This window comes from Nocardia sp. NPDC055321, from assembly GCF_053645575.1.
This window is the reverse complement of sequence record NZ_JBSHMS010000007.1, coordinates 98,512-121,575: the sequence shown is the minus strand read 5'-3', so window position 1 is coordinate 121,575 and position 23,064 is coordinate 98,512. Positions and strand designations below refer to the sequence as shown.

At 70.8% G+C, this 23,064-nt stretch carries 21 protein-coding genes; 12 read left to right on the top strand and 9 right to left on the bottom strand.

Going from position 1 to position 23,064, the window contains the following annotated elements; translation table 11 throughout:
• Positions 1-36 precede the first annotated feature (36 nt).
• Complete coding sequence (locus ACWIGI_RS13555; protein WP_454202681.1) at positions 37-615, top strand: TetR/AcrR family transcriptional regulator; 579 nt, start codon at positions 37-39, stop codon at positions 613-615.
• A gap of 43 nt (positions 616-658) precedes the next feature.
• Here the strand turns inward: ACWIGI_RS13555 and ACWIGI_RS13550 are convergent, their stop codons facing one another.
• Complete coding sequence (locus ACWIGI_RS13550; RefSeq protein ID WP_454202680.1) at positions 659-1,582, bottom strand: tyrosine-protein phosphatase; 924 nt, start codon at positions 1,580-1,582, stop codon at positions 659-661.
• Between the two features lie 94 nt (positions 1,583-1,676).
• On the opposite strand from ACWIGI_RS13550, the gene ACWIGI_RS13545 reads away from it, so the two are divergent.
• Entirely contained in the window at positions 1,677-2,288 is a 612-nt protein-coding gene (locus ACWIGI_RS13545) for a TetR/AcrR family transcriptional regulator (protein ID WP_454202679.1), read from the top strand.
• Positions 2,289-2,357: 69 nt separating this feature from the next.
• On the opposite strand, the gene ACWIGI_RS13540 is transcribed toward ACWIGI_RS13545, so the two are convergent.
• From ACWIGI_RS13540 to ACWIGI_RS13520, 5 genes are all read right to left on the bottom strand, one after another.
• Entirely contained in the window at positions 2,358-2,585 is a 228-nt protein-coding gene (locus ACWIGI_RS13540) for a hypothetical protein (protein ID WP_454202678.1), read from the bottom strand.
• A 278-nt stretch (positions 2,586-2,863) separates the two neighbouring features.
• Complete coding sequence (locus ACWIGI_RS13535) at positions 2,864-3,502, bottom strand: DUF4097 family beta strand repeat-containing protein (protein ID WP_454202677.1); 639 nt, start codon at positions 3,500-3,502, stop codon at positions 2,864-2,866.
• 197 nt (positions 3,503-3,699) lie between these two features.
• A complete protein-coding gene (locus ACWIGI_RS13530; RefSeq protein WP_454202676.1) occupies positions 3,700-4,119 on the bottom strand; it encodes a Dabb family protein in 420 nt (139 codons plus the stop codon).
• Positions 4,120-4,163: 44 nt separating this feature from the next.
• Positions 4,164-5,363, bottom strand: a complete 1,200-nt coding sequence (locus tag ACWIGI_RS13525; RefSeq protein ID WP_454202675.1) for an MFS transporter — start codon at positions 5,361-5,363, stop codon at positions 4,164-4,166.
• Between the two features lie 137 nt (positions 5,364-5,500).
• On the bottom strand, positions 5,501-5,944 hold the full coding sequence (locus ACWIGI_RS13520) for an SRPBCC family protein (protein ID WP_454202674.1): 444 nt from the start codon (positions 5,942-5,944) through the stop codon (positions 5,501-5,503).
• Between the two features lie 186 nt (positions 5,945-6,130).
• Here ACWIGI_RS13520 and ACWIGI_RS13515 point away from each other — a divergent pair, with 186 nt between their 5' ends.
• From ACWIGI_RS13515 to ACWIGI_RS13505, 3 genes are all read left to right on the top strand, one after another.
• Positions 6,131-8,839, top strand: a complete 2,709-nt coding sequence (locus ACWIGI_RS13515; protein WP_454202673.1) for an AAA family ATPase — start codon at positions 6,131-6,133, stop codon at positions 8,837-8,839.
• A 141-nt stretch (positions 8,840-8,980) separates the two neighbouring features.
• The gene (locus tag ACWIGI_RS13510) at positions 8,981-9,922 is read left to right on the top strand and encodes an ATP-binding cassette domain-containing protein (RefSeq protein WP_454202672.1); all 942 of its coding nucleotides are present in this window, start codon (positions 8,981-8,983) and stop codon (positions 9,920-9,922) included.
• A complete protein-coding gene (locus tag ACWIGI_RS13505; RefSeq protein ID WP_454202671.1) occupies positions 9,922-10,671 on the top strand; it encodes an ABC transporter permease in 750 nt (249 codons plus the stop codon). Before ACWIGI_RS13510 ends, ACWIGI_RS13505 begins: the two co-directional genes overlap by 1 nt.
• Here the strand turns inward: ACWIGI_RS13505 and ACWIGI_RS13500 are convergent.
• The gene (locus ACWIGI_RS13500) at positions 10,655-13,924 is read right to left on the bottom strand and encodes a BTAD domain-containing putative transcriptional regulator (RefSeq protein ID WP_454202670.1); all 3,270 of its coding nucleotides are present in this window, start codon (positions 13,922-13,924) and stop codon (positions 10,655-10,657) included. The genes ACWIGI_RS13505 and ACWIGI_RS13500 overlap by 17 nt on opposite strands.
• Positions 13,925-13,973: 49 nt before the next feature.
• Between ACWIGI_RS13500 and ACWIGI_RS13495 the strand changes: the two genes are divergently transcribed.
• The 4 genes from ACWIGI_RS13495 (at position 13,974) to ACWIGI_RS13480 (ending at position 19,415) form a co-directional block, all read left to right on the top strand.
• The gene (locus ACWIGI_RS13495) at positions 13,974-14,486 is read left to right on the top strand and encodes a GtrA family protein (RefSeq protein WP_454202669.1); all 513 of its coding nucleotides are present in this window, start codon (positions 13,974-13,976) and stop codon (positions 14,484-14,486) included.
• 207 nt (positions 14,487-14,693) lie between these two features.
• Entirely contained in the window at positions 14,694-16,376 is a 1,683-nt protein-coding gene (locus ACWIGI_RS13490; RefSeq protein WP_454202668.1) for a hypothetical protein, read from the top strand.
• A 32-nt stretch (positions 16,377-16,408) separates the two neighbouring features.
• Positions 16,409-18,097, top strand: coding sequence for a hypothetical protein (locus ACWIGI_RS13485; RefSeq protein ID WP_454202667.1), 1,689 nt, complete (start codon positions 16,409-16,411; stop codon positions 18,095-18,097).
• A gap of 34 nt (positions 18,098-18,131) precedes the next feature.
• Positions 18,132-19,415 carry a M20 metallopeptidase family protein gene (locus ACWIGI_RS13480; protein ID WP_454202666.1) on the top strand — a complete coding sequence of 428 codons (1,284 nt, stop codon included), beginning with the start codon at positions 18,132-18,134 and terminating at the stop codon, positions 19,413-19,415.
• A gap of 20 nt (positions 19,416-19,435) precedes the next feature.
• Here ACWIGI_RS13480 and ACWIGI_RS13475 read toward each other — a convergent pair whose 3' ends face one another.
• Positions 19,436-20,155, bottom strand: a complete 720-nt coding sequence (locus ACWIGI_RS13475) for an alpha/beta fold hydrolase (protein ID WP_454202665.1) — start codon at positions 20,153-20,155, stop codon at positions 19,436-19,438.
• A gap of 92 nt (positions 20,156-20,247) precedes the next feature.
• On the opposite strand from ACWIGI_RS13475, the gene ACWIGI_RS13470 reads away from it, so the two are divergent.
• Positions 20,248-20,838 (top strand): TetR/AcrR family transcriptional regulator, encoded by a 591-nt coding sequence (locus tag ACWIGI_RS13470; protein WP_454202664.1) that lies wholly within the window; start codon positions 20,248-20,250, stop codon positions 20,836-20,838.
• A gap of 92 nt (positions 20,839-20,930) precedes the next feature.
• Here ACWIGI_RS13470 and ACWIGI_RS13465 read toward each other — a convergent pair whose 3' ends face one another.
• The gene (locus ACWIGI_RS13465; RefSeq protein ID WP_454202663.1) at positions 20,931-21,461 is read right to left on the bottom strand and encodes a hypothetical protein; all 531 of its coding nucleotides are present in this window, start codon (positions 21,459-21,461) and stop codon (positions 20,931-20,933) included.
• A 303-nt stretch (positions 21,462-21,764) separates the two neighbouring features.
• Between ACWIGI_RS13465 and ACWIGI_RS13460 the strand changes: the two genes are divergently transcribed.
• Together ACWIGI_RS13460 and ACWIGI_RS13455 are read left to right on the top strand one after the other, a co-directional pair.
• Positions 21,765-22,463, top strand: a complete 699-nt coding sequence (locus ACWIGI_RS13460) for a hypothetical protein (protein WP_454202662.1) — start codon at positions 21,765-21,767, stop codon at positions 22,461-22,463.
• 133 nt (positions 22,464-22,596) lie between these two features.
• Entirely contained in the window at positions 22,597-23,013 is a 417-nt protein-coding gene (locus ACWIGI_RS13455; RefSeq protein ID WP_454202661.1) for a hypothetical protein, read from the top strand.
• Positions 23,014-23,064 lie beyond the last annotated feature (51 nt).

Here is a 23,064-nt window from a genome sequence, read left to right as displayed (position 1 = left end):
CCGCGACCCGCCCCCGGTCGCCCCCGGGATCCGCTCGTGGACGATCGGATCCTCACCGCGACCGAGGAACTGCTGGTCAGCGAGGGCTACCAGGCCACGACCATCGCGGCCGTCGCACGCCGGGCCGGCATCGTCGCCACCTCCATCTACCGGCGCTGGCCGGGGAAGCGAGAGCTGGTCGAGGACACCGTGTTCGGCCTCGACACCGGCGCGCACCCGGTTCCGACCGGCGACCTGCACGCCGACCTGCTGGCCTGGACCGGCCTGTTCCTGGCCACCGCCGCCCACCCGGCCGCCCGGGCGGCGATCCCGGGCCTGCTGGCCGACTATCACGGCGACCAGGCCCTGTATCACCGCCTGCTCGACCGCGGCGAGCGCCCGACGATCGACGCACTGCGCGAACTGCTCACCCTCGCCGCCGCCCGGGGCGCGGCCGCGCCCGACTGCGATGTCGAGGCGATCTTCGAGATCCTGCGCGGCGCGACCCTGCTGCGGGCGCTGACCCACGGTCTCGAGGACCGGGAGGACTTCTGCGAGCGCATCACCCGCGCGCTGGTGACCGTCGCCCGAACCGGGGCAGCGGCATCGGGCCACGGAGATTCCGCGCGCGGGTGAGCCCCGGCGTGCGAGCGTCCACGACGACGCACGCCGGACGGCGTCAGTTCACCAGTTTCGCCCGCAGCGCCGACACGGTCGCGGCATCGAGCCCGAGACCGGTGGTGAGGTAGCCCTCGAACGAGCCGTAGCTCTGATCCATCTGCGCCAGTGCGGCTTCCAGGAATCCGGCCTCGACCCCGAAGATCGGGTCGAAGATCTTGGCCGCCTCCTCGCCGTACTGCGCGACGATGCTGTCCCGGCGCGCCTTGATCGACACCGCCGAATACTCGTTCGTCAGCAGGAAATCCGACATGATCGTGGCGCGCGGCACCCCGGCGAGCCCGAGCAGGGTGGCGGCGATCCAGCCGGTGCGATCCTTGCCAGCGTTGCAGTGGAAGACTTGCGCGCCTTCGGTATTCGCCAGCTCGGTGAGCAGCTGCGCGATCGCCGCCCGCTCGCCCGTGCCGGTCACGAAGGATCGATAGACCGTGCGAGCGAGTTCGCGGGCCTCCTCGGGTGAGCGCACCCGCGCGGCCTGATCCTCGATGTTGCCGCCCAGGATGGGGATATTGCGGTAGGCGACCCCGCCGGGCAGCCGATCGGGCTGCTTCGCGATCTCCGCGGGCCCGCGCAGGTCGTAGGCCGCGGTCAGGCGCAGCGCCTGCAGCGTCGCCAGATCCGCGTCACTCGGGTCGAGCACGTTGGAGCGATAGAACACGCCGCGTGCCACGCGCTTGCCATCGGCGGTCGCGTACCCCGAGCCGGTGCCCGCGACGTCGCGGAAGTTGTCCACCGACTTCAGCCGTGGTGTGTCCACCGCCATCGGCCCGCCGAAACTGCCTGTACCACCGGATGATCCGGTGCTGATACCCGGCGCCGGGGCGGCGGGATCGGCGCTCGCGAGACCGTGCCCGGCGACGAATACCGCCGCGACGGCCGCGACGGCGCCCGCGCTCCGGGCGAGGGAATGGCTGCGTCTGCGCATGGAATTCCTTTCGGCACCCATCGCCGTTACACGGTGTAACGGCGGGGTCGTGACACAATGTAACGACGACCACAGTCCAACGCAAGGGGTATCGGTGCCGAACAAACGCGAGGGCGGACATCGCCTCGGTTCCAAGCGCGACGCCGCCGTCGATACCGCCGTCCTGGCGGCGACCCGCGAGCTGCTCGTCGAAAGGGGCTACAGCGGAACCACTATCGACGCCATAGCCAAACAGGCCGAGGTGGGCCGCCCCTCCATCTACCGGCGCTGGCCGTCCAAGGGCCACATCGTCAACGACTCGATCTACCCCGCCCCGATGCCCGAGCTGGACCCCGCCGCCGACTTCGCCGAGGAGATACGCCGGCTCGTCGCGGGCGCGGTGATGGTGTTCGCCGACCCCGCGGCCCGGGAAGCGGCTCCCGGCCTGATGAACGATCTGCGCTCGGACCGCGCGCTGCACGACGCGCTGATCGCCGGTCCGCTGGCCACCTTTCGCGCCGGCCTCGCCGAACGGGTCGAGGCGGCGGTCGGCCGCGGCGAGGTGTGGCCCGGGCTCGACGCGGACCTCATCATCGACATGGTCGCGGGTGCGGCGATCTTCGCACTGTCCGTGCGCGATGCCGACGATCTGCCCGCCCTCACCGCGGGCCTGACCCGAATGCTGTTGCACGGCATATTGACTCCCGATTCCGGGGCCGCCGGCTGATCCGGAACGACCTCGCCCCCGCCGAGCGTCACGGCGGGGGCGAGGCGAACATCCGCTCGCTCGGCAGGGTCAGTGACGCATCGCGTCCTTCATCTCGTCGGTGGCGTGCTCCATGCCCTCACGGGCACGCTCCTCACCGCGCTCCAGGTTCGCGCGGGCGTCCTTGGTCGCGCCCTTGACGCGCTGACCGGCGCGGCGCATGTCCTGGTTGATCACTTCCTGGCCGTGCTCGAGCTTTTCCTTCGCCTTGCCGATCATCGATTCGGCGTTCTTCTTGGCGTTGCGGTTACCGCTCATGGTGCTACTCCTCCTAGATGGGGGTTGCTACCGGGACTAACCAGCGGTCGATACGGTACCGGACGGTTTGTTCACGCAACAGGGCCGAGGGGGCTCGCGAGGGTGAAAAGAAGGCGCTGACGGGGGGATATCACGAATTGGCCAAAGGGCCGGGGACCCCGATCGGGGCGGTGGTCGCCCATCGAAACGGGCTGATGGGCGACCACCGGGGCCGGGGACCGACGCGCTCCCCCGCCGGTCGCCGTCGTCCCGGGCCGCGGGCCGCGCGGTGCACCGGATCAGGCGGCCGCGGTGTGCCGAACGACGATGTTGCCGTACGAGTTTCGGGCGTGAACCTGGACGGTGTCGCCCGTGGCGCCGGCCACCGGGGACAGCAGGTTGCGCACCGAACCGTGCTGGACGGTGGAATCGAGCCGCACCGCGCTGGCGGGGTGGATACCCACCTCCACCTCGCCCATGGAGGTCTCGAGCCGCAGCACGCCCCGGACCGCGTCGGCGACCCGGATGTCGCCCTTGGCGGTGCGCGCGGTGACCGCGCCATGCGGGCCCTCGACGGTGATGTCCCCGGCCGAGACGTTCAGCGTGCAGTCGCCGAACTCGCCCGAGACCAGCAACCGGCCGAGCGCCGCGGTGGCCTCGAGCCGCGAACCGGTGGGCACGTACACGCTCACCTCGATGGACGGGGTGCCACCGAAGGGCGCGTACGCACGCCACGCCCTGGGCATCTTCACGCTGAGATGGTTTGCGCTGTAGTCGATCTGGACCTGCCCGGCGGCCCGCACGTCGTTCTTGGCGTGCGGATCGGTCGGGCGCACCTCGACCACGGTGTCGGTGCGATCCGAGGCGATGACCCGGATGTACCCGGCGGGCACGTCGACCTTGGCGGTGATGGCGGCGGGGGTCTGGAAGGTAGGCATGTCGGTACCCTTCTGAAGTCTCGATCGCGGTTCCGGCGGCCTGTGCGCCGCTCGATGAGAACTACGATGGCGGGCCGTCCTGACACCGCGCAGTCACCGGCCTGACATGCCCCCGACCGGGCACGCGGGCATGGACAGCGACACGTCAGAGCCCCCGCCGGAAATGTCCGGCGGGGGCTCTGACGTGCGGGTTGTAGCTACTTCTGCCCGTGCGGTCCGGGAGCCGCGCTCCCGCTGTACTCACCGAGGTCCGAGACCAGTTTGGTCAGCTCCGGGTCGCTGTCGTAGCGCCGCTGGTGCAGCGCCGCGATCTTGGCAGCCATCTCCGGGTCCGGGTCGTCGGTGATGTCGAAGGAGGAGAACTTGTCGACCAGGGGCAGCCCGACGCGGTCGGTGTTGCGGTGGGCCGGGTGGATCAGGTACTCCCAGTACCCCCGCAGATCCTCGATGACGAACACCGCGCCCCACTCGTATTCGCCGCCGAAGTCGCGGCCGACGACGAAGGATTTCACCGAGGGGATGACTCGGCCCTGGTTGCGCAGGCTCTCGAGGGCCTCCTCGACGGCCTCGGGGGTGGCGTCGGCGCGGAGGGTGAAGCGGTTGCCGTGGTAGATCATGTCTTTCATCCTTTGTCTCGATGGTTGTGGATAGATGTGTTGTGTCAGTGCGCTTTTCGGAGCGCTACGAAGGCGAGCGCCGCTCCGGCGAGCATCGTGAGCCCGGTCCAGGTGAACGCGCCGCCGATACCCGCGCTCCGCAGCAGCGGCTGCACGAGCAGTGGGGAAAAGAACTGGCCGAGAAAGATTCCGGCGACCAGACCGCTGAGAATCCGGCCCCGGGTGGCGACGGGAGCGAGCTCGCTCAGCCGCAGGTTCAACGTCGGGACGGCCAGTCCGACACCGAACCCGCCGATCAGCAGGCCGGCCACCACCTGCGCCACGGTGTGCGCCGCGCCGACCACCACCCAGCCGGCGCCGAGCAGCGCGACGGCGGCGACGGTGAGCGGGCTCGGCCGCCACCGGCCGCGCAGCGCCGGGAAGGCCAGCGCGCCCGCCACACTGCTGAGCATCGTCGCGGCGATCACCGCCCCGGCCACCGCCGGTCCGGCGTGCAATTCCGCCAGCAGGAACGGCAACTGGGTGGGCGCCATGTAGAAGGCCAGGGTCACCGCGAACGCGAGCAGGTACAACCCCGCGATCGGCCGGCGGAGTCCATGCGGTGTATCACTAGAGCCCGCCGCCACGACCCCGGATGCGTTGTCGCGCCGCTGTTCTCGCAGTCCGAGGAGAGCGAACGGCAGGACGAGCGCGCCGGCGGCGTAGATCCAGAACGGCGCTCTCCACTGCACGGCGGACAGCAATCCCGCCAGCGGCAGGAACAGCACTCCGCCGAGACTCGCCGACGCCTGTTGCAGGCCCAGGAACGATGCCCGGCGCGGCCCGTCGAACCAATCGGTGATGAGGGCGCTGATCGCGGTCATGATCCCGCCCACCGCCAGTCCGAGCAGTGCCCGGGTCGCCGAGAGTGCGGCCAAGCCGTCGGTGAAGTAGCCGCCGACTCCCGCAACGACATACAGCGCGAGACTGCCCACCAGCAGCGGTGTGCGCCCGAGCCGATCGGCCACCAGTCCGGCCACCGGCGCGCTGAGCCCGATGGCGAGCGAGGTGATGGTCAGCGCCAGCCTGACCAGGACGTCCACCCCTGCCACGTCCGCGAACTCCGCCCGCATGGCGGGCAGACTCGGCGCGATGATCGCCGGCGCCATGAGGGTCAGCGTCGCGGCGGCCAGCACCGTCGCACGGGCGATACGGGCCGGTCCGGCGGCATCGTGCGAAACCGCTTCCCCGAGTGCCGCGTTCATGGTTTCCTCCTGGAGATTGCGTAGATTCGGCCGAGTGCCACCGAGATGAGCGGTGTCGCCGCGACTTTCGGGTCGTTTCCCTCGAATGAGCCGCGGAGGCGGACCAGGTGAGAGCCGGGCCCGGGGTAAGGCATCGACTACCGCGGGCTCTCGGCGGTCCGCTTCAGGTGGCCGAGCCAGCCGGTGAGCGCGCTGTCCAGGGCCGCGCCCATACCGTCGATATCCGCGAGAATCGGTGCGCCGTCCCACGATTCCGCGGTGCGCACCCGTACCGAATCGCCCTCGGCGGTGAAGGTCCACACGTGAATACCGGTGATACCGTGCGCCGGACCGCCCCACACGATGCGGTGCGGACCGTCCACCGCGTAGATGGTGGACTCGATGTCGAGCCCGAAGGTGCTCCAGTGGAAGCGGGTGCCGGGCGCGATCGGGCCGTCGATGGCGGCGGCGCCGATGTCGGTCTGCCAGGCGGTCCAGCCCGCGATATCGGTGTGCAGCGCCCAGACCCGCTCGAGCGGAGCGTCGATCACGATCTCGTGGATGGCGACCACGGGTGCGGCGGTGTCGATGTCGGTGATCACGGTATTGCCTCTCTGATCTGCGGTTTCGGGGCTTTTCGCCGGCCCCGTTCCGGCTCTGACATCAGATTCGCACCGGGTGATCACCACTCGCGTCGGTAGAAATCGCCTACATCGCCGATATCGGTGATCCGAACTCCGCGCCCGCCCCGCGGCGCGGAAAACGGACATCTCACTAGACTTCGCGCCATGACGGCGGATATCGCGCTGATGGGCCGAGCGGAGCCGGTCGACCGCCTGACGCGCCTGCTCGCCGACGCGCGGGCGGGCGCCGGTGGTGCGCTGGTGCTGCGCGGGGAGCCCGGCATCGGCAAGTCCGCGCTGCTGACGGCGGCCGAGAGTCGTGCGACGGGATTCCGCGTGCTGGCCGCCACGGGCTCGGAATTCGAGATGGGCATGCCGTTCGCGGCCCTGCATCAGCTGTGCCGCCCGCTGCTGGACGGACTGTCGTCGATTCCCGCCGCGCACCGCGAGGCGCTCGCGGCCGCGTTCGGCCTGACCAGCGCGGCCCCGGACCCGTTCGCCATCGGCATCGGCCTGCTGGAACTGCTGGGCGGGGCGGCCGCCGACCGGCCGCTGCTGTGCGTGGTGGACGACGCGCAGTGGCTGGACGACGCCTCGGCGCTGGCGCTGGCGTTCCTGAGCCGGCGGATCGGCGCGGAGCCGATCGCCGTGCTGATGGGCACCCGAATCCCGGACCGCGCAACGGCATTGGACGCGCTGCCCGCGATCGACATCGGCCCGCTCGCCGATGCCGAGGCCCGCGACCTGCTGGCCGCCGGACTGCGCGCGCCGCTGGACAGCCGTGTGCGGGAACGGATTCTCACCGAGGCGCGCGGAAATCCGCTGGCGCTGCTGGAACTCCCGCGCAGCGCGGGCCTCGCCGGCGGTTTCGCGCTGCCCGGCGAGTACCCGGTCACCGCCGCGCTCGAGCACAGCTTCCGAACGCGCATGGTCGCGCTCGCGCCCGGCGATCGCCTGCTGCTGACCCTGGCCGCCGCCGACCCGACCGGGGACGCCGGTCTGCTGTGGGCGGCCGTGGAACGCTCGGGCCTGGACCGGACGGCGCCCATCGATGTGCGCGGCCTGGTGGAATTCGGTGCGCGCGTGCGCTTCTGCCATCCGATCGCACGGTCGGTGGCCTATCGCAGCGCCGATCCGGACCAGCGCCGCACCGCGCACCGGCTGCTGGCCGAGGCGACCGATCCGGCCACCGATCCCGACCGCCGCGCCTGGCACCGCGCGCTCGCGAGCGTCGGCCCCGACGACGACATCGCCACCGAACTCGAACTCTCCGCTGCCCGAGCCGAACTGCGCGGCGGCGTCGCGGCGTCCGCGGACTTCCTCGCCCGCGCCGCCGAACTCACCCGCGATCCGGCCCGCCGAATCGAACGCAGCCTCACCGCGGTGCGCGCACAGCTCGCGGCGGGCGCGACCGAGGCCGCCGATCGGCTGCTGACCACGATCGACGACGGCTCACTCGGCGTCATCGAGAGCGCGAGCGTGGATCAGCTGCGCGGGCAGCTCGCGTCCGTGCGCCGGATCGACGGTGACGGACCATCTTTCATGCTGCGCGCCGCGCACCGGCTGGCCGAGGTGGATCCGAGCCGATCCCGGGACTGTTTCCTGGACGCGCTGGACATGGCGCTGCACGTCGGCCGCGCGAGCGGGGTCATGGATCTGGTGCTGGAGGCGGCCCGATCCGCCCCGCCCGCACCGGATCCCGCTCGCCCGGCCGACACGCTGCTGGACGGCATGCTGGCCTCGGCGGCGGCGGATCACCGCGGCGCGGCGGCGACCCTGCGCCCGATTCTCACCGACAGCGGCGGCGAACTCTGGACCACCCGGCCCGCGCTGGGCGTCATCCTGGCCGGTGAGCTGTGGGACCTGGAGACGCACGCCCGGATCACCGACCGGCTGGTGAGCGCAGGCAGAACCCACGGCTCCCCGATGCTGTTGCGGCTCGGCCTCGCCCAGGTCGCGGTCGCCGCGGCACACCGCGGCGACTTCGCCGACGCCGCGGCCGCCATAGCGGAGGAGGAAGCCATCGCCGACGCCTTCGGCGCGACGCCCCAACCCTATCCGCGACTGCATCTCGCGGCGCTGCGCGGTGACCGCGCCCTGGTGGCCGAGTTGGCCGCCCCCGCCCTGGCCGAGGCTCGGGCGCGCGGCGAGGAGCATCGGCTCGGCAATGTCTACTGGGCGCAGGCGGTGTCGCACAACGCGGCGGGCGACTACGCGGCGGCGCTGGTCGCGGCCCGGCAGCTCACCGAACATCCGGCGCTGTTCCTGACCGCCATGTCGCTCCCGGAAACGGTCGAGGCCGCGGTGCGCACCGGCGAGCACGAGATCGCCGCCGCGGCCGCCGCCGAGCTGACCGAACGCGCCGAGGCGACCGGCACCCCGTGGAGCCTGGGTGTGGCCGCCTACGCGCGAGCGCTGATCTCGGACGACGAGGACGATTACCGCGCGGCCCTCGACCAGCTGGGCAGGTCCCCGATGCGGCCCGCGCAGGCGCGCGCCCACCTGCTCTACGGCGAATGGCTGCGCCGCCGGGGCCGCCGCCGCGAAGCCCGCGAGCAGCTCCGCACCGCGCACGAATCCCTCTCCGCCCTGGGCATGTCCGGCTTCGCCACGCGCGCCGCCGACGAGTTGCGCGCCACCGGCGAACAGGCGCGCAGCCGCACCGAACCCGGCCACGAGCGCCTCACCATGCAGGAACTGCACATCGCCCGCCTGGTCGCGACCGGCGCCACCTCGAAAGAGGTCGCCGCGCAACTGTTCCTGAGCCCCCGGACCGTGGACGCGCACCTGCGCAACATCTTCCGCAAGCTCGGCGTCACCTCGCGCAGGCAGCTGCGCACGCTCCCGGACATCGGCGGCGAACCGGCCGCATAGGGACGGGTCGGGCCCGGTTCTCGCAGGGGTTCGCGCGAAAAGACCACCCCTGACCAGGCACGACACCGCCACATCCGGTGTCAGACCGCGTGTCAGTTCCGTGACAGGGCAGTGTCAGGCGGCCCCGCCAAAGTTCTTCCCATGACGAACACAGCGATCACGGTCTCCGGACTGCGAAAGGCTTACGGGGACAAGGTCGTGCTCGACGGCATCGACCTGAACGTTCCCGCCGGCACCATCTTCTCCCTGCTCGGCCCCAACGGCGCGGGCAAGACCACCACGGTGCACGTGCTCAGCACCCTGATCGGCGCCGACGACGGCGAGATCAGCGTCGCCGGGCACGACATCGCCACCGAATCCCGGGCGGTGCGCGCGGCGATCGGCGTGACCGGCCAGTTCGCGGCCGTCGACGAACTGCTCACCGGCTACGAGAACATGCAGCTCATGGTGGATCTCCAGGGGATTCCCACCGCCGAGGGCAAGAAGATCATCGCGGATCTGCTCGAGCGTTTCGAACTGACCGACGCCGCCGGCAAGCCCGCCTCGACCTACTCCGGCGGCATGCGCCGCAAACTCGATCTGGCCATGACCCTGGTCGGCAACCCCCGCGTGATCTTCCTGGACGAACCCACCACCGGCCTCGATCCGCGCAGCCGCCGCACCATGTGGACGATCATCCGCGACCTGGTGGCCACCGACGGGGTCACCATCTTCCTCACCACCCAGTACCTCGAGGAAGCCGATCAGCTCGCCGATCGGATCGCGGTGCTGGACCAGGGCCGGCTGGTCGCCCAGGGCACCCCGGACGAGCTCAAGCGCCTCATCCCCGGCACCCACGTCCGCCTCCGCTTCGCCGGCATCACGCAACTCGACTCGGCCGCGGCGCTTTTCCCGGACTCGACCGCCGATCCCGACGCCCTGACCCTGCGCGTCCCCAGCGACGCGGGCACCGCCTCGCTGCGCGCCCTGCTGCACACCCTGGACGAGAACGGCCTGGCCGCCGACGAGTTCTCCGTCCACACCCCCGATCTCGATGACGTCTTCCTCGCCCTCACCGGCCGCACCACGGAGGTTTCCGCGTAATGAGCACCAAGGCCCCCTCGATCGTCATGCTCCGCCGCAACTTCAAGCACATCGCGCGGAACCCCACCTCGGTCTTCAACGCGGTGCTGATGCCGATCATCATCATGCTGATGTTCGTGTACATGTTCGGCGACGCGTTCGACGTCGGCGTCGACTACATCGACTACGCCACACCGGGTTTGATCCTGCTCGCGGTCTGCTACGGCCTCGGCGCCACCGCGACCGCGGTGAACTCGGACATGCTCAACGGCATCATCAACCGCTTCAAGGTCATGGACGTGTCCCGGGGCGCGGTGCTCACCGGCCACGTGGTCGCCAGCGTGCTGACCAACCTGGTCGCCATCGCGGCCCTGATCGGGGTGGCGTTCCTGCTGGGCTTCAGCCCGCAGGCGAGTGCACTGGACTGGCTCGGCGTGCTCGGCATGGTGGTGCTGCTCGGTTTCGCGGCCGGCTGGCTGACCATCGCCCTGGGCCTGTTCGCCAAGTCCCCCGAGACCGCGGGCCTGGCCTCGGTGCCGCTGGTCATGCTGCCGTTCTTCTCGAGTGCCATCGTGCCCGCCGAGAAGATGGGCCCGGGCCTGCGCCAGTTCGCCGAGTACCAGCCGTTCACCCCGATCATCGAGACGATGCGCGGACTGCTCGCCGGCACACCGCAGGCCGGCGACGCGATCACCGCGATCATCTGGTGCGTGGCCATCGCGGTGATCGGATACCTGTGGGCCCGTTCCACTTTCACGAAGCGAGCGTGAGCGCGGCCAGGTCCGGCCAGTGCGCTCGCTCCCCCTCCCCCACCGCCTCGGCGAACCTCAGGTCGCCGAGGCGGTGTCGTGCGTCCGCCTCGATGCGGGCGGTGTCGGGCAGGGAGCGGTCGGGCAGCCCGCGCACCGCCGCGGCGGCACCGAGCAGCCGCGCCGCCTGCTCGTAATCCTCGTGCCGCAGCGCCAGATCCGCGACCCCGACCAGCACCTGCGCGATCAGCGGCGGGTGCCCGGCCGCCGCGGCCGCCGCCACCGCCGCGGCGCGGTGCGTGCGCGCGGCGCCGAGATCCGCCGCGAGATAGCCCAGCAGATCCTCGACGGGCGCGCGAATCGTGTCCCGCTCGGCATCGGGCCCGAGATGCGCGCGCACGTCGGCCAGCTGCCGGTGCGCCTGCTCGAAATCCGCGCTCCAGCGCGCGAGTTCGGCTTTGGACAGCGCCAGATCCGCCAGCATGCTCGGCCAGGCGACCTGATCGGCGACCCGCTGCGCCGCCGCCATGGACACCGCACTGGACGCCGGATCGCCCAGCAGCCAATACAGTTGGGCCTGCCGGGCGCGCAGCGGCACGACGTCCTCGACCGCCCCGAGCTCTTCCACGACCGTCACGGCCCGCTCGTAGTGCGCACACGCCGCGGCCAGATCGCCCTGCACGGCAACGCGATTCGCGAGAATCGTCAGGGCCAGGGAGATCCCCCAGCGGTCGCCGATCTCCCGGAACTCGGCCAGCGCGGCGACCAGGTGCGCGTCGGCCTCCCGGTCGCCCCGGCCGAGCTGAATACTCAGGTTCCCCAACTGCAGCCGGGCCAGCGCCCGCACCCACGGGTCGTCGTCCCCCAGCAATTCTTCCCAGGCGGGCAGGAATTCACCGGGCGCCTGCAGCATGCGTTCCAGCGGGACCGCGAATTTCGCCGCGGGATGGCGTATCTCGATCCGCTGGCTGATCTCGTAGGCCCGGTGGATCCAATCCTCGGCCTGGTACTGATCGCCCTGCCGCCCCGAGCTCAGGAACTGCACGACGAACGAGTACACGATCGCCCGGGTCTCGTCGTCCACCGCACCCGGTAGCGCGGTGGCCGCCAGGATGAGGTCGTTGCCCTCGACCTTGTGCCCGCCGAGCCACCAGTACCAGCCCGCGGCCGCGGCCAGGCGCATGGCGCCGTCCGCGTCCCCCGAGCGGATCGCACCGCGCATGGCGGCGGCGATGTTGTCGTGCTCGGCCTCGAGGGTCGCGAGCCAGCGCACCTGTTCGGCCCGGCGCAGGTGCGGCTCCGCGGTGTCGGCGAGTTCGGTGAAATAGGCCAGGTGCGCGCCCAGGGTGGCCTCGGCCTCCCCGGCGTCCGCGAGCCGCTGCGCGGCGTACTCCCGGATCGTGCCGAGCATCCGATACCGCTGCGCGCCTTCGCTTCCGGCGAGCACCAGCGACTTCTCACTGAGCGCCGTGAGCAGTTCGAGCACCTCGTAGGACTCGACGCCCGCGCCCGCGCAGACCCGTTCGGCCGCGGGCAGATCGGCGCCGCCGGAGAACACCGCGAGCCGGCGCAGCACCGCGCGCTCGGCGTCGGTGAGCAGTTCCCAGCTCCAGTCCACCACCGCGCGCAGGGTCCGGTGCCGGGGAAGCGCGGTCCGGCTGCCGCCGGTGAGCAGCCGGAATCTGTCGTCGATCCCGGCCGCGAGCTGATCGAGGGACATGGTGCGCAGCCGGGCCGCGGCCAGCTCGATCGCGAGCGGCATGCCGTCCAGCGCCCGGCAGACGCGGGCCAGCGTCGCCAGGGTGTGGGCGTCCGAGCCCAGATCCTGGCGCACCGCGGCCGCCCGGTCGCGCAACAGCAGAACGGCGGGCGCCGCCTCGATGGCGGCCGCGCCCGCCTCGGGGGCGGGCAGCGCGAGCGGGGCGACCGGCCACAGCGCCTCGCCCGTAATGCCCAGCGGCTCACGGCTGGTCGCGAGGATGCGCAGCCGCCGGCATTCGCCGAGCACCCGGTGCGCGAAGGCCGCCGCGGATTCGATGACGTGTTCGCAGTTGTCCAGCACGATCACCATGGATCGCTCGCGCACCGCGCCGATGACCCGGTCCAGCGGCTCGGCGTCGGTGGCGTCGGTCAGCAGCGCGTCGCGCAGTTTGAGCGCGGCCAGGGTCGCCCGGGCGATGGCGTTCCCGTCGGCACCGCCACCATCCCCGTCCGCGCCGAGCGCGGCGAGCTCGACCACCCAGACCCCGTCGGGGTGATCGCCCAGCAGGGTGCGCGCGGTCTCGGTGGCCAGCCGGGTCTTGCCCGATCCGCCCGGCCCGATCAACGTGGTGAGCCGATGCTCGGCGCTCAGCGCCCGCACGGCCGCGACCTCGGCGTCCTTGCCGATGAAACTCGTCAGCTCGGCCCGCAGATTGGTGGGCCGCTTCTCCTCGCGCCGCGTCAGTTCCCCGCGCAGCAGCGCGAGATGCAGCTCGGACAGTTCCGGCGCCGGGTCGACGCCGAGCTCGTCGGCCAGGGTTTCCCGGGTGCGCTCGAAGATCAGGATGGCCTCGGTGTCGCGGCCGGTCGCGACGAGCGCGCGCATGAGCGCGCCGACCAGTCGTTCGCGCATGGGATGCACCGCAACCAGATCGGTCAGCTCGGTGACCACGTCCCCGCCGTGACCGGCCGCGACCTCGGCGTCGAAACGGTCCTCGAGCGCGGCCAGGCGCAGACCGTCGAGCCGGGTGACGGCCGCGTCGAAGGCCGCGCTCTCCTGTAATCCGATGTCCTGCATGGCCGCTCCGCGCCACAGCCCCAGCGCCTCGCGCAGGCGCAGCGGATCCTGGTCCCCGCGCGCCTGCGCCACCAGGCGCTCGAACCGCACCGCGTCCACCGCCTCGGGCTCCACGCGCAGCCGGTAGCCGTCGGGCTGGCCCTCCACCGATCCCGCGGGAAGCACCTTGCGCAGGCGGGAGGCCAAGCGTTGCAGGGCATTCGCGGCATCCGCGGGCGGATTGTCACCCCAGATCCAGTCGATGAGCGCCGCCTTCGGGACCGCGTGACCCGCCTCGAGCGCGAGGGCGATCAGCAACCCGCGCAGGCGCGCGCCCGGCACGTCGGCGAGGGCGCCGTCGTCCGTGCGCACTTCGAATGGTCCCAGGATCGCGATCTGCACCCGGGCGATCTTGCCACGCCGCCCGTCCGGACCCCCGCCGACGATGTCCGTATTGCCCGGACCACCGATGAGAAACCCGCCCGTGAGCAGTCGAAACAGTGTGTCAGCGCTCATGTCAGCCGGCTGTCAGCGTTATGTAAGCGGTCCCGGTGACTCTTACCTCGTGAACAGCACCGCGTACGCCCCCGGACCCTGGCAGAGCGTCGACGCCACGTCGATCCTCGACGCCCTCGGCGCGCCGGCGCGTACCCGGCTGACCGGCCGCCCGGACGCCGTGCGGCGGTTCCTGACCGGCGACCACGTCGTCGCCCAGCTGATCCGTTTCGCCGCGGTCGGCGGTTCGAGCAACATCGCGTACTTCCTGTTGTTCATGGCGCTGGCCGAGTTCGGCCCGATGATCGCCAACCTCGCGGGTTCGATCGTGAGCACGATCATCGCCAACGAGCTGCACCGCCGCCTGACCTTCCGGGCCGCCGGGCAGGTCGGCTGGTTCAAAGCGCAATGGGAGGGCGGGGCGCTGGCCATGATCGGCATGGCGATCAGCACCGTGGCGCTGGCCGGATTGGAGTTCTGGGCGCCGGGTCTCGGCGACTTCCCGCAGGCGCTCGCGCTGATGGCTCTGATGGCGGCGGTCGGCGGCGCGCGTTTTCTGATACTCCGAGTATTCGTATTCTGAGTCACGAAATGCCGGGCGCGCCTGCGCACCCGATTCGAATCCTCGAGTGATAACCTGCTGCCGAATATTCAGCCGGGGTCACCTATTTCCCATCTGACGCTCTCGCCGATGGCGGGTGTACCACACGCGAATGAATCGTATGCCTTTCTCTTTCTTGCGAGTTCGACCTCCCGTGCGTTCACCGAGTGAAAGGATGGAAACTTCCCGATGATCGGCAGAAGAGAAGTGGCCGCCGCAGCCATTGCGGCGGCATTGGTTTCGGCCCCGGGGCCCGCGCGGGCGGATGAATGGCTGCCCTTCGGGGTGCTGCCCGCGCCGATCAGCTGTGCGGCACTGAGTCTGCCCGGGCGCGCGGGCGCCTGGCCGTTGCCGATGCACTTCCCCAACACCGGAATCGGGTTGTGGACGATGCCGCACGCGCCCGCCGAGGTGAACGCCCGGCTGCCCCGGCGCATCGAGCTGCGTACCACCGCAGGTGGATTCAACGAGGTCTGGCAATACGCGCTGCTGGACAACCACCTGTACGTCAAGGCCGTCGACGGCGAATCGGGCTGGCGCGTCCCACCATTGCCGAACTGCCTGCGCGGTCAGATCACCGGCATCTCCGTCGACGGCGGCCGACTCGTCGCGACCGGCCCCGAAGGCCACGTCTACACCCTGGAATCGGCCGATCAGACGCCGGAACTGTGGTGGTGGACAGCCCGGTTCGGCGCACCGACCTGGCTGAACCCGGCCGGTCAGCGGGTACGCCCCGCATCCCGCGCGTGGAGTCTGTCCTGGCTGGATCCGCGCTACGTGGAACTGATTCCCTTCCGGCAGGAGGGATTCTGGACCGACACCGCCGGACAGGAACAGCCGGTCGGCGGCGCGGGAGTCGACACGGTCTTCGTACTGTCTCCCGGGGGCGATCGGATCACCATCCTGGACCCGTGGTTACCGGGCGCGCATCCACTGCATCCCGACAATCCTACGTACTCGGATGATTACAGCTTCGAAATGCCCGGCCCGCTGAACGGGCGATTCCGGGCCGTGAATCTCAGTGCGGCGGGATCGACCACCTTCCTCGTCAACGAATACGGCGACATGTACACCAGACTCTGGGATTTCGACATCTCCGGGGCCGATACGGTGTTCTTCTCCTACTCGTACGAGGACCAATCGGCCCGTGATTCGGCGCCGAACAATTTCGACGGCGAGTTCGCGCGCTTCTCGCAGTTGCGCCCGTTCTTCGCCCAATACGCCAATATCCAGCTGCCGCCGCCCGGCTGGGTCCGCCAGCCCAAGATCCCCGGCGACATCACCTCCACCATCAGCGTCCATCAGACCGGCGGCAGATCCTTCCAGCGGGAGCTGCGGGTGGAGGGCCGGGACGGCGATCGAACCGGCTACTGGCACAAACCGATCGACCCCGCCGCGGGCTGGGAGTTCACGCCCACCGACCGCGAACTCGTCGCCGACATCCTGGACAACCGCCCCGGGGACATGTCCGCGGCGATGCTCGCACCCCCGAGCGGGGTGCACTACGACTATCGCGATCCGGCCGGATGGACGCTGGCCGTGCGCGATTTCGACTACGCGAGCGATCAGGTGCCGGTGCGCCTGTGCGCCGCCGACGGCGCCTGCGTCGAGCTGACGGCCCACCTCGCGAGCACCCCGAGACTGGGCTGGCAGCCCGAGGGATTGAGCGAGACGGCACGGGAATACCACGGATTCCTGGTCGTCGATCAAGACGAGTGGGACGCCCTCGACGGCCGCTCCCCGCACCTGCGGCCCCTGGTCCAGCAATTCACCGGAACCGGCCGCTTCCGCAACGCCCTCGTCAGCGCCACCACCGCCACGCTGCGCCTGCACACCGACGAGGGCGCGACCACGGTCCTGACCCGGGCGTGAAGCGCCCGACGACAGCGGAAAGGCTCTCACCGATGCGAAAAGGCCGGCGTGCCGCGCTCACCGCGTGCGTCACCGCGCTGTCCCTGCTGTGCGCCGGTCCCGCGGCGGCCGACGAATGGCTGCCCTTCGGGGTGCTGCCCGAACCGATCGGTTGCGCGGCGCTGTCGCAGCCCGGGCGCACCGGTGCGTGGCCGGTGCCGCTGCACTTCCCCAACGTCGGAATCGGTTTGTGGACAATGCCGCTCGTGCCCGCGGAGGTCGCCGCGCGGCTGCCCGCGCGCATCGAGCTGCGGACCTCGACCGGCGGATTCAACGACGCCTGGCAGTACGCGCTGCTCGATCGCAACCTGTACATCAAAGCCAGGCAGGGCGAATCGGGGTGGCGGATCCCGCCCATGCCGAACTGCCTGCGCGGACAGATCACCGGCATCTCCGTCGACGGCGGGCGGCTGGTGGCCACCGGCCCGGAAGGGCGGGTCTTCACCCTCGAGTCGGCCGACCAGACCCCGGAGATCTGGTGGTGGACCATGCGTTTCGGCGCTCCGGTGTGGCTGAACCCGTCCGGGCAACCGGTGCGCCCCGAGTCGCGGGCGTGGAGTCTGTCCTGGCTGGATCCCGCCCCCGTGAATCCGATCCCGTTCCACCAGGATGGATTCCGGACCGACACCGCCGGAAAGGACGCGCCGGTCGGCGGCGCCGGGGTCACCAGCGTGTATGTGCTCTCCCCCGAAGGCAATCGGATCGTCATCCTCGATCCGTGGCTGCCCGGCAGCGATCCGCTGCGGCCGGACGATGCGAAGTTCACCGACGAGTACAGCTACGAGGTGCCCGGCCCGCTGGACGGCCGCTTCCGCGCGATCAATCTCAGCACGGCCGGATCGACCACCTTCGTGATCAACAAGTACGGCGACATGTTCACCAGGCTCTGGGATTTCGACATTTCCGGCGCGGACACACTGTTCTTCTCGTACTCCTACGAAGATCAGACCACCTACGATTCCGCGCCCGACAACGTCGAGTACGAGTTCTCCCGCTCCCCGGAGCTGCGCCCGCCGTTCAACCGGTACGCCGACATCCAACTGCCCGCGCCGGCCTGGGAACAGCAGCCGAAGATCCCGGGCGAGATCACCTCCACCATCAGCATCCACCAGACCGGCGGGCGCGGCTTCCAGCGCGAACTGCGCGTGGAGGGCAGCGACGGGGACCGAACCGGCTACTGGCACAAGCCGATCGATCCGAACGCCGGCTGGGAGTTCACCGTCACCGATCAACCGCCGACCGGTGATCCGGTGGACAATCGCCCCGGCGATCACTCCGCCGCGGACCCGGCCCCGCCCTCGGGGGTGCACTACGAGTACCGGGACCCCGACGGCTGGACCCTGACCACCCTGGACTTCGACCACGCCGACGACGCGGTCCCGCTGCACCTGTGCGCGGGCGACGGCCGGTGCGCCGACCTCACCGCCATGCTGGCCGGTGACACCCGCCTGGGCTGGCAGCCCGAGGGGCTGAGCGAGACGGCCCGCACCTACCACGGCGTCCTGTGCATCACCCCCCAGGAGTCGATGTCCCTGGACCGCCGCTCGTCCCGGCTGCGCCCGATCGTCGAGGAGCTGACCGGCACCGGCCGCTTCCGCAACATCAAGGTCAGCGCCGACACCTCCGAACTGGTCCTGCGCACCGGCGAGGATCGGGAACTGACCCTGCACCGCCTGCCCTGATCCGCCCCTGAACCCACCCGGTGAGGAGTACCTGTTGACCGCATCGATGCACGACGAACTCGACCGCCGCGCAACGGCCGTCGCGGATCAGGTGGTGACCTGGCGACGGCATCTGCACCGCCATCCCGAGCTGTCCAACCGCGAGCGCGAGACCGCCGCGCTGATCGCCGATCACCTCCGCGGGCTGTCCCTGGACGAGGTGCGCACCGGGATCGCCGGGCACGGGGTGGTCGGGGTGCTGCGCGGCGGGCAGGCGGGCGAGCGGGTCATCGCGTTGCGCGCGGACATCGACGCGCTGCCGGTGCCCGACGAGTGCGGCGTCGACTTCGCCTCGCACGTCGTGGATCAGGACTACCCGGGCGGACCGTTCCCGGTCTCGCACGCCTGCGGGCACGACTGCCACACCGCGATGCTGCTCGGCGCCGCCACCGTGCTGGCCGGGGTTCGCGAAAGCTTGCCCGGCACCGCGCTTTTCGTGTTCCAGCCCGCCGAGGAGGGCCCGCCGGTCGCCGAAACCGGCGGGGCCCGTGCGATGCTCGCGCAGGGCGCGCTCGACGACCCCGAGCCGACCATGGCCTTCGGTTTCCACGTGACGCCGTATCCCAAGGGCTACATCGGATATCGGGTCGGCAACCAGTTCGGGGCCTCGACCCTGGTAAAGATCGCCATCACCGGCGAGCAGGTGCACGGGTCCACGCCGTGGATGGGCATCGACCCCATGCCCGCCGCGGGCGCGATCCTGACCGGCATCGGCCAGCTCTACCGTCAGGTCAACGCCTTCGATCCCGTCACCGTCTCCATCGGCCACGTCGAGGACGTGGGCCGTTTCAACATCATCGGCCGCACCGTGACGCTCTGGGGCACGATCCGCTGCGCGGTCGAGTCCGACATGGCCGACGTCCAGCAGCGCGTACGAACCCTCGCCGAGCACTCCGCCCGCGCCTACAACTGCACCGCCGCCGTCGATTTCCTCCAGGACGTGCCCGCCGTCCACAACGACGAGTCCTGGATGGACGCCGCCCTGCCCACCTTCGAACGCGTGGCGGGCGCGGACCACGTGGTCCCGACGTCGGCCACCCTCGGCTACGACGACGTCTCGGAGTTCGTCAACAAGTACGGCGGCCTCTACGTAACCCTCGGCGTCCAGGATGCCGACCTGACCCCCACCGGCCAACCGACCCCCACCCCCGGCGGCCGCGGCCTCTACATGAACCACAATCCCCACTTCTACGCCGACGACGACACCCTCGTGACCGGCGTCCGCCTCCACACCCACGTGGCCTGGGACCACCTGACCGGCGCACTGGTCCCGAAGTAGCCACTCTCGGTGCAGCGCAGCTAGACCCGTGCGAGGGGAACCGCCGCCGCGGCGTCGAGCACCAGGCGCGCGAACGCCTCCGGCCGCGCCAACGGCAGATAGTGGCCGCCGCCGGGCACCACGATCGATCGCGCGTCCGCGGCCGCCGCCGCGAAACGGCCCTCGTGCCAGCGAAAGTGATCGTGACCCCCGTTGATCAGCCACGCCGGCCCCGGGTAGGCGGCGAGGTCGCCGAGCACGTCATAGTCCCGGAGCGCCCCGACCACATCGGGAATCACCTCCGTGGCGATGCCCCCGGCCTTGACGTCCGCCGCCACCCGCGCGGGCAGCACGGCGTCGAAAACGCTTTCACTGAACCGCTTTCCACCATCGGAACGCGCGGTGAGCGCACGATGCAGGATCGAGAACGGCGCCGTCGCGAGCGGCCCCGGCACGATGGTCGACCCGGCCACCATAAGACCGGCGACCCGGCGGGGATCGGCCGCGGCGGCGGCGATGCCGACGTAGCCGCCGAGCGAATGCCCGACGACCAGTGCGCGGCCGCCCAACTCGTCGACGGCCTCGAGCACCGCGGCCGCGGCACCCGGCAGGGTGAACCGCTCCCCGCGTCGCGCGCCGTGCCCGGGCAGGTCGACCGCACGAACGGGCCGTTCGCCCCCCAACTGTTCGGCGACCGCCGTCCACGCCGCCCCGCTGAGCCGGATGCCGTGCACGAGCACGACGGGCAGTGAATTCGTCATAACCCCACCTCCTGAAAATGCAACGCAACGTTGCGTTGCAAACGATAGACCGCACAGGAGGGCAACGCAACGTTGCGTTGTATTCTCGGGTCGTGACTTCCCCCGCTCGCGCCACCGGCGCAGGACCCCGGCGGGCCGACGCGATCTACGCGGCCGCCCTGGAACTCTTGGCCGCGCAAGGCTACGACGGCCTGACCATGGAGGCGGTCGCCCAGCGGTCCGGGGTCAACAAGACCACGCTCTACCGCTGGTGGCCCGCCAAGGACGACCTACTCGCCGCGGCCCTCACCGCCGGCGACGTGCTCGCGATCGACATCCCCGACACCGGGAGTCTGCGCGGCGACCTGCTCGCGGTGGCCGGCGACATCGCTCGGCTGCTCACCGGTCCGGCGACCGCGCCCATCGCCACCGCCGTCCTGGCCGCCGCGCCCTCCCGGCCCCGCCTGGCGGCCGCCGGCCACGCCTTCTTCGCCGACCGCCTCGGTCGCGAACAGCCCATCTTCGCCCGGGCGATCGAACGCGGCGAACTCACCGACGGCACGGACCCGGCGGCCCTGATGGACATGCTCGCGGGGGCGCTGTGGTTCCGGCTGATCTTCCGCGACGAACCCCTCACCGCCGCCTACGTAGAAGCCACGGTCGACACCGTGCTGCACGGCGTGGTGCGCGGCGAAAATGGTTGAGCGGGAGCGGGATTGCCGGGGTGCTGTCGTACCCCTCGGTCGGACGACAGCACCCCGGCTACTCGAAAACCCTGCCCGGGAAGTCGAGAGTGCTACGGCACGAACACCTCTGCCGAGGCCGGGACGTTGGGGCGGTCGGTGCGTACGGTCAGTTGCACGCGGCCGGGGCCGGTGTAGGCGACCAGGATCGCGGGGGTCGAACGCTGGCCGGCGGGAATGAACTGGCTGACGCTGCCGCCCTGGCCGGTGTCGTGGTTGAACCAGTCGACCACCGCGGTGACATCGCACGCGAGGAACTGCGGGCCCCAGTAGCCGACCGGCGAATAGCCCTGCGTAATGCGAAGCACCACCGCGTGTTCCGCGCCGGGAGCTTCGGAGTACTGGTAGAGCGGGCCGTCGAACGCGGTGCCGCCGGTCATGAAAAGGCCCGCGCAGATACCGTTTCCGACCGAGAAGGTCGGGGACAGGTTGAAACTGTTCTGTACGCACGAGCGCGGCTCGACGTTGGACCAACCGAGCTGGCAGGGACCGCCGGGGTGATCGGCGGTGGCCGGTGCGGCGGTGACGATCGCGCCCGCGCCGAGAAATGCGGCGGCGGTCAGGAACCGGATCGTGCGTTTCATCGTCGTACTCCACTCCACTCGGGCGGTCGATTACGAGGTGCGCCGTACATTCGCGGCGCCGCGGATGGGCACCGGCGGGTGCGGCCGACCGGTCGGCCTTCACCGGATCTGTCGGGGCCGCGGGCCGCCGCGTTACGCGAACCACGATCGACGACCCAGCCCCGAACCGCAGATCATCGGGTGTTCCCGCACGTCGAAACCCGATTCGCCCGGTACGCGCGGGGTGCGGCGGTCGCACAATCCTCGCATCCAATTCCCGGACTCGCGGGCAGGACACGGGCCACCTGCCTGCATCATTGACACATGCTCCCCACCGACCATCTGACACAGGCGGATCGTCGCCCCGCCGTGATCGATACGCCCCTCGGCATCGTCGGCTTCTCCGTCGCCCTCGGATCGGAGGTGCTGCCGCCCGGCCCGGATACGGTGTGGCGCTTGCCGAACGGCTCACAACTGCACCGGTGGGGCCATCCGTCCGCGACGGTGGACCTGCTCATCGGCAGCATCGACGTCCCGGCCTGGGACGGCGGCGCGGCGGTACCCCTGTGGGCCGCCATCTGGCAGGTACAGGCGCACGGTCCGGTCACCGAACTGGACTTCTCGGTCGCCATCACCGACATTCCCGCCGAGGCGGCCGGCGGCCCCGATCCGGGCGAGTGCCTGGCCGCGGTCACCGTCGAGAACGAGCACTTCATGGTCTCCATCGGCGGCCCCGACACCGAACTGCTCGCCATGCAGGCCGCCGACGGCCGCCTCATGCCCGGCGACTGGGCCGACGTCATGCCGGCCTACCCCACCGACTCCGCCACCGAGTACGGCGCGAGCTACGACCCGCCGTCCCGAATCACCTGGCATCTCCCGGGTTTGGCGCGCACCGAGGTGGCGCGCCTGTGCATCGCGACCGCCTGGTGCCCGCGCGACGACGACCGCCCCGCCGCCTGGTTCGCCGTCGACATTCCGCTCGACACCGCCTACCTGCACCTGACCCACGACGGCGCCTGACCCGACAGCGGGCCGGGCGCGCCGACCGGAGGCCTGCCAAGCCCGGCACAGCACCGGCGGCGCCGAACGGGCGCGAGTAGGGTGCGAACGGTCAGGAGGATCCATGCCATCGACGCATCGAGGAGCACCCACCATGACCCGGAGATCCACTTGTCACGGCGCCGTCGCGTCCGCCTTCGCCGCCCTGGCCTGCGGAGCGGCCCTCACCGCACCGCACGCCGGCGCGGACGTCCTGAGCGTGAGCGTGGCCTCGGGGGCCGACGGCCTGCTGACCGGCTGCGCGTACACCGTCACCGCGAAGGTCGACAGCGCCCCCTACCAGCCCGGCGCGGTCACCTTCTGGAACTTCGGCGACCAGATCCCCGGCCTCGGCGACTACCACGCCGACAGCGGCACCGTCACCACCACCTGGACCCCCACCCGGCTGGGCTCGCAGTCGATCACGGCCGTGCAGACCGTCGAGGGCGGGTTCAACACCCGGCAGACGATCACGGTCGACGTCGCGGGCGCCGGAATCAACACCGGCACCTCGTGCCTGCGCGCGCCCTGAGTTCAACGAGCACGGTAAAGCGCTCCGCCACAACACAACTCACGCCGTTCG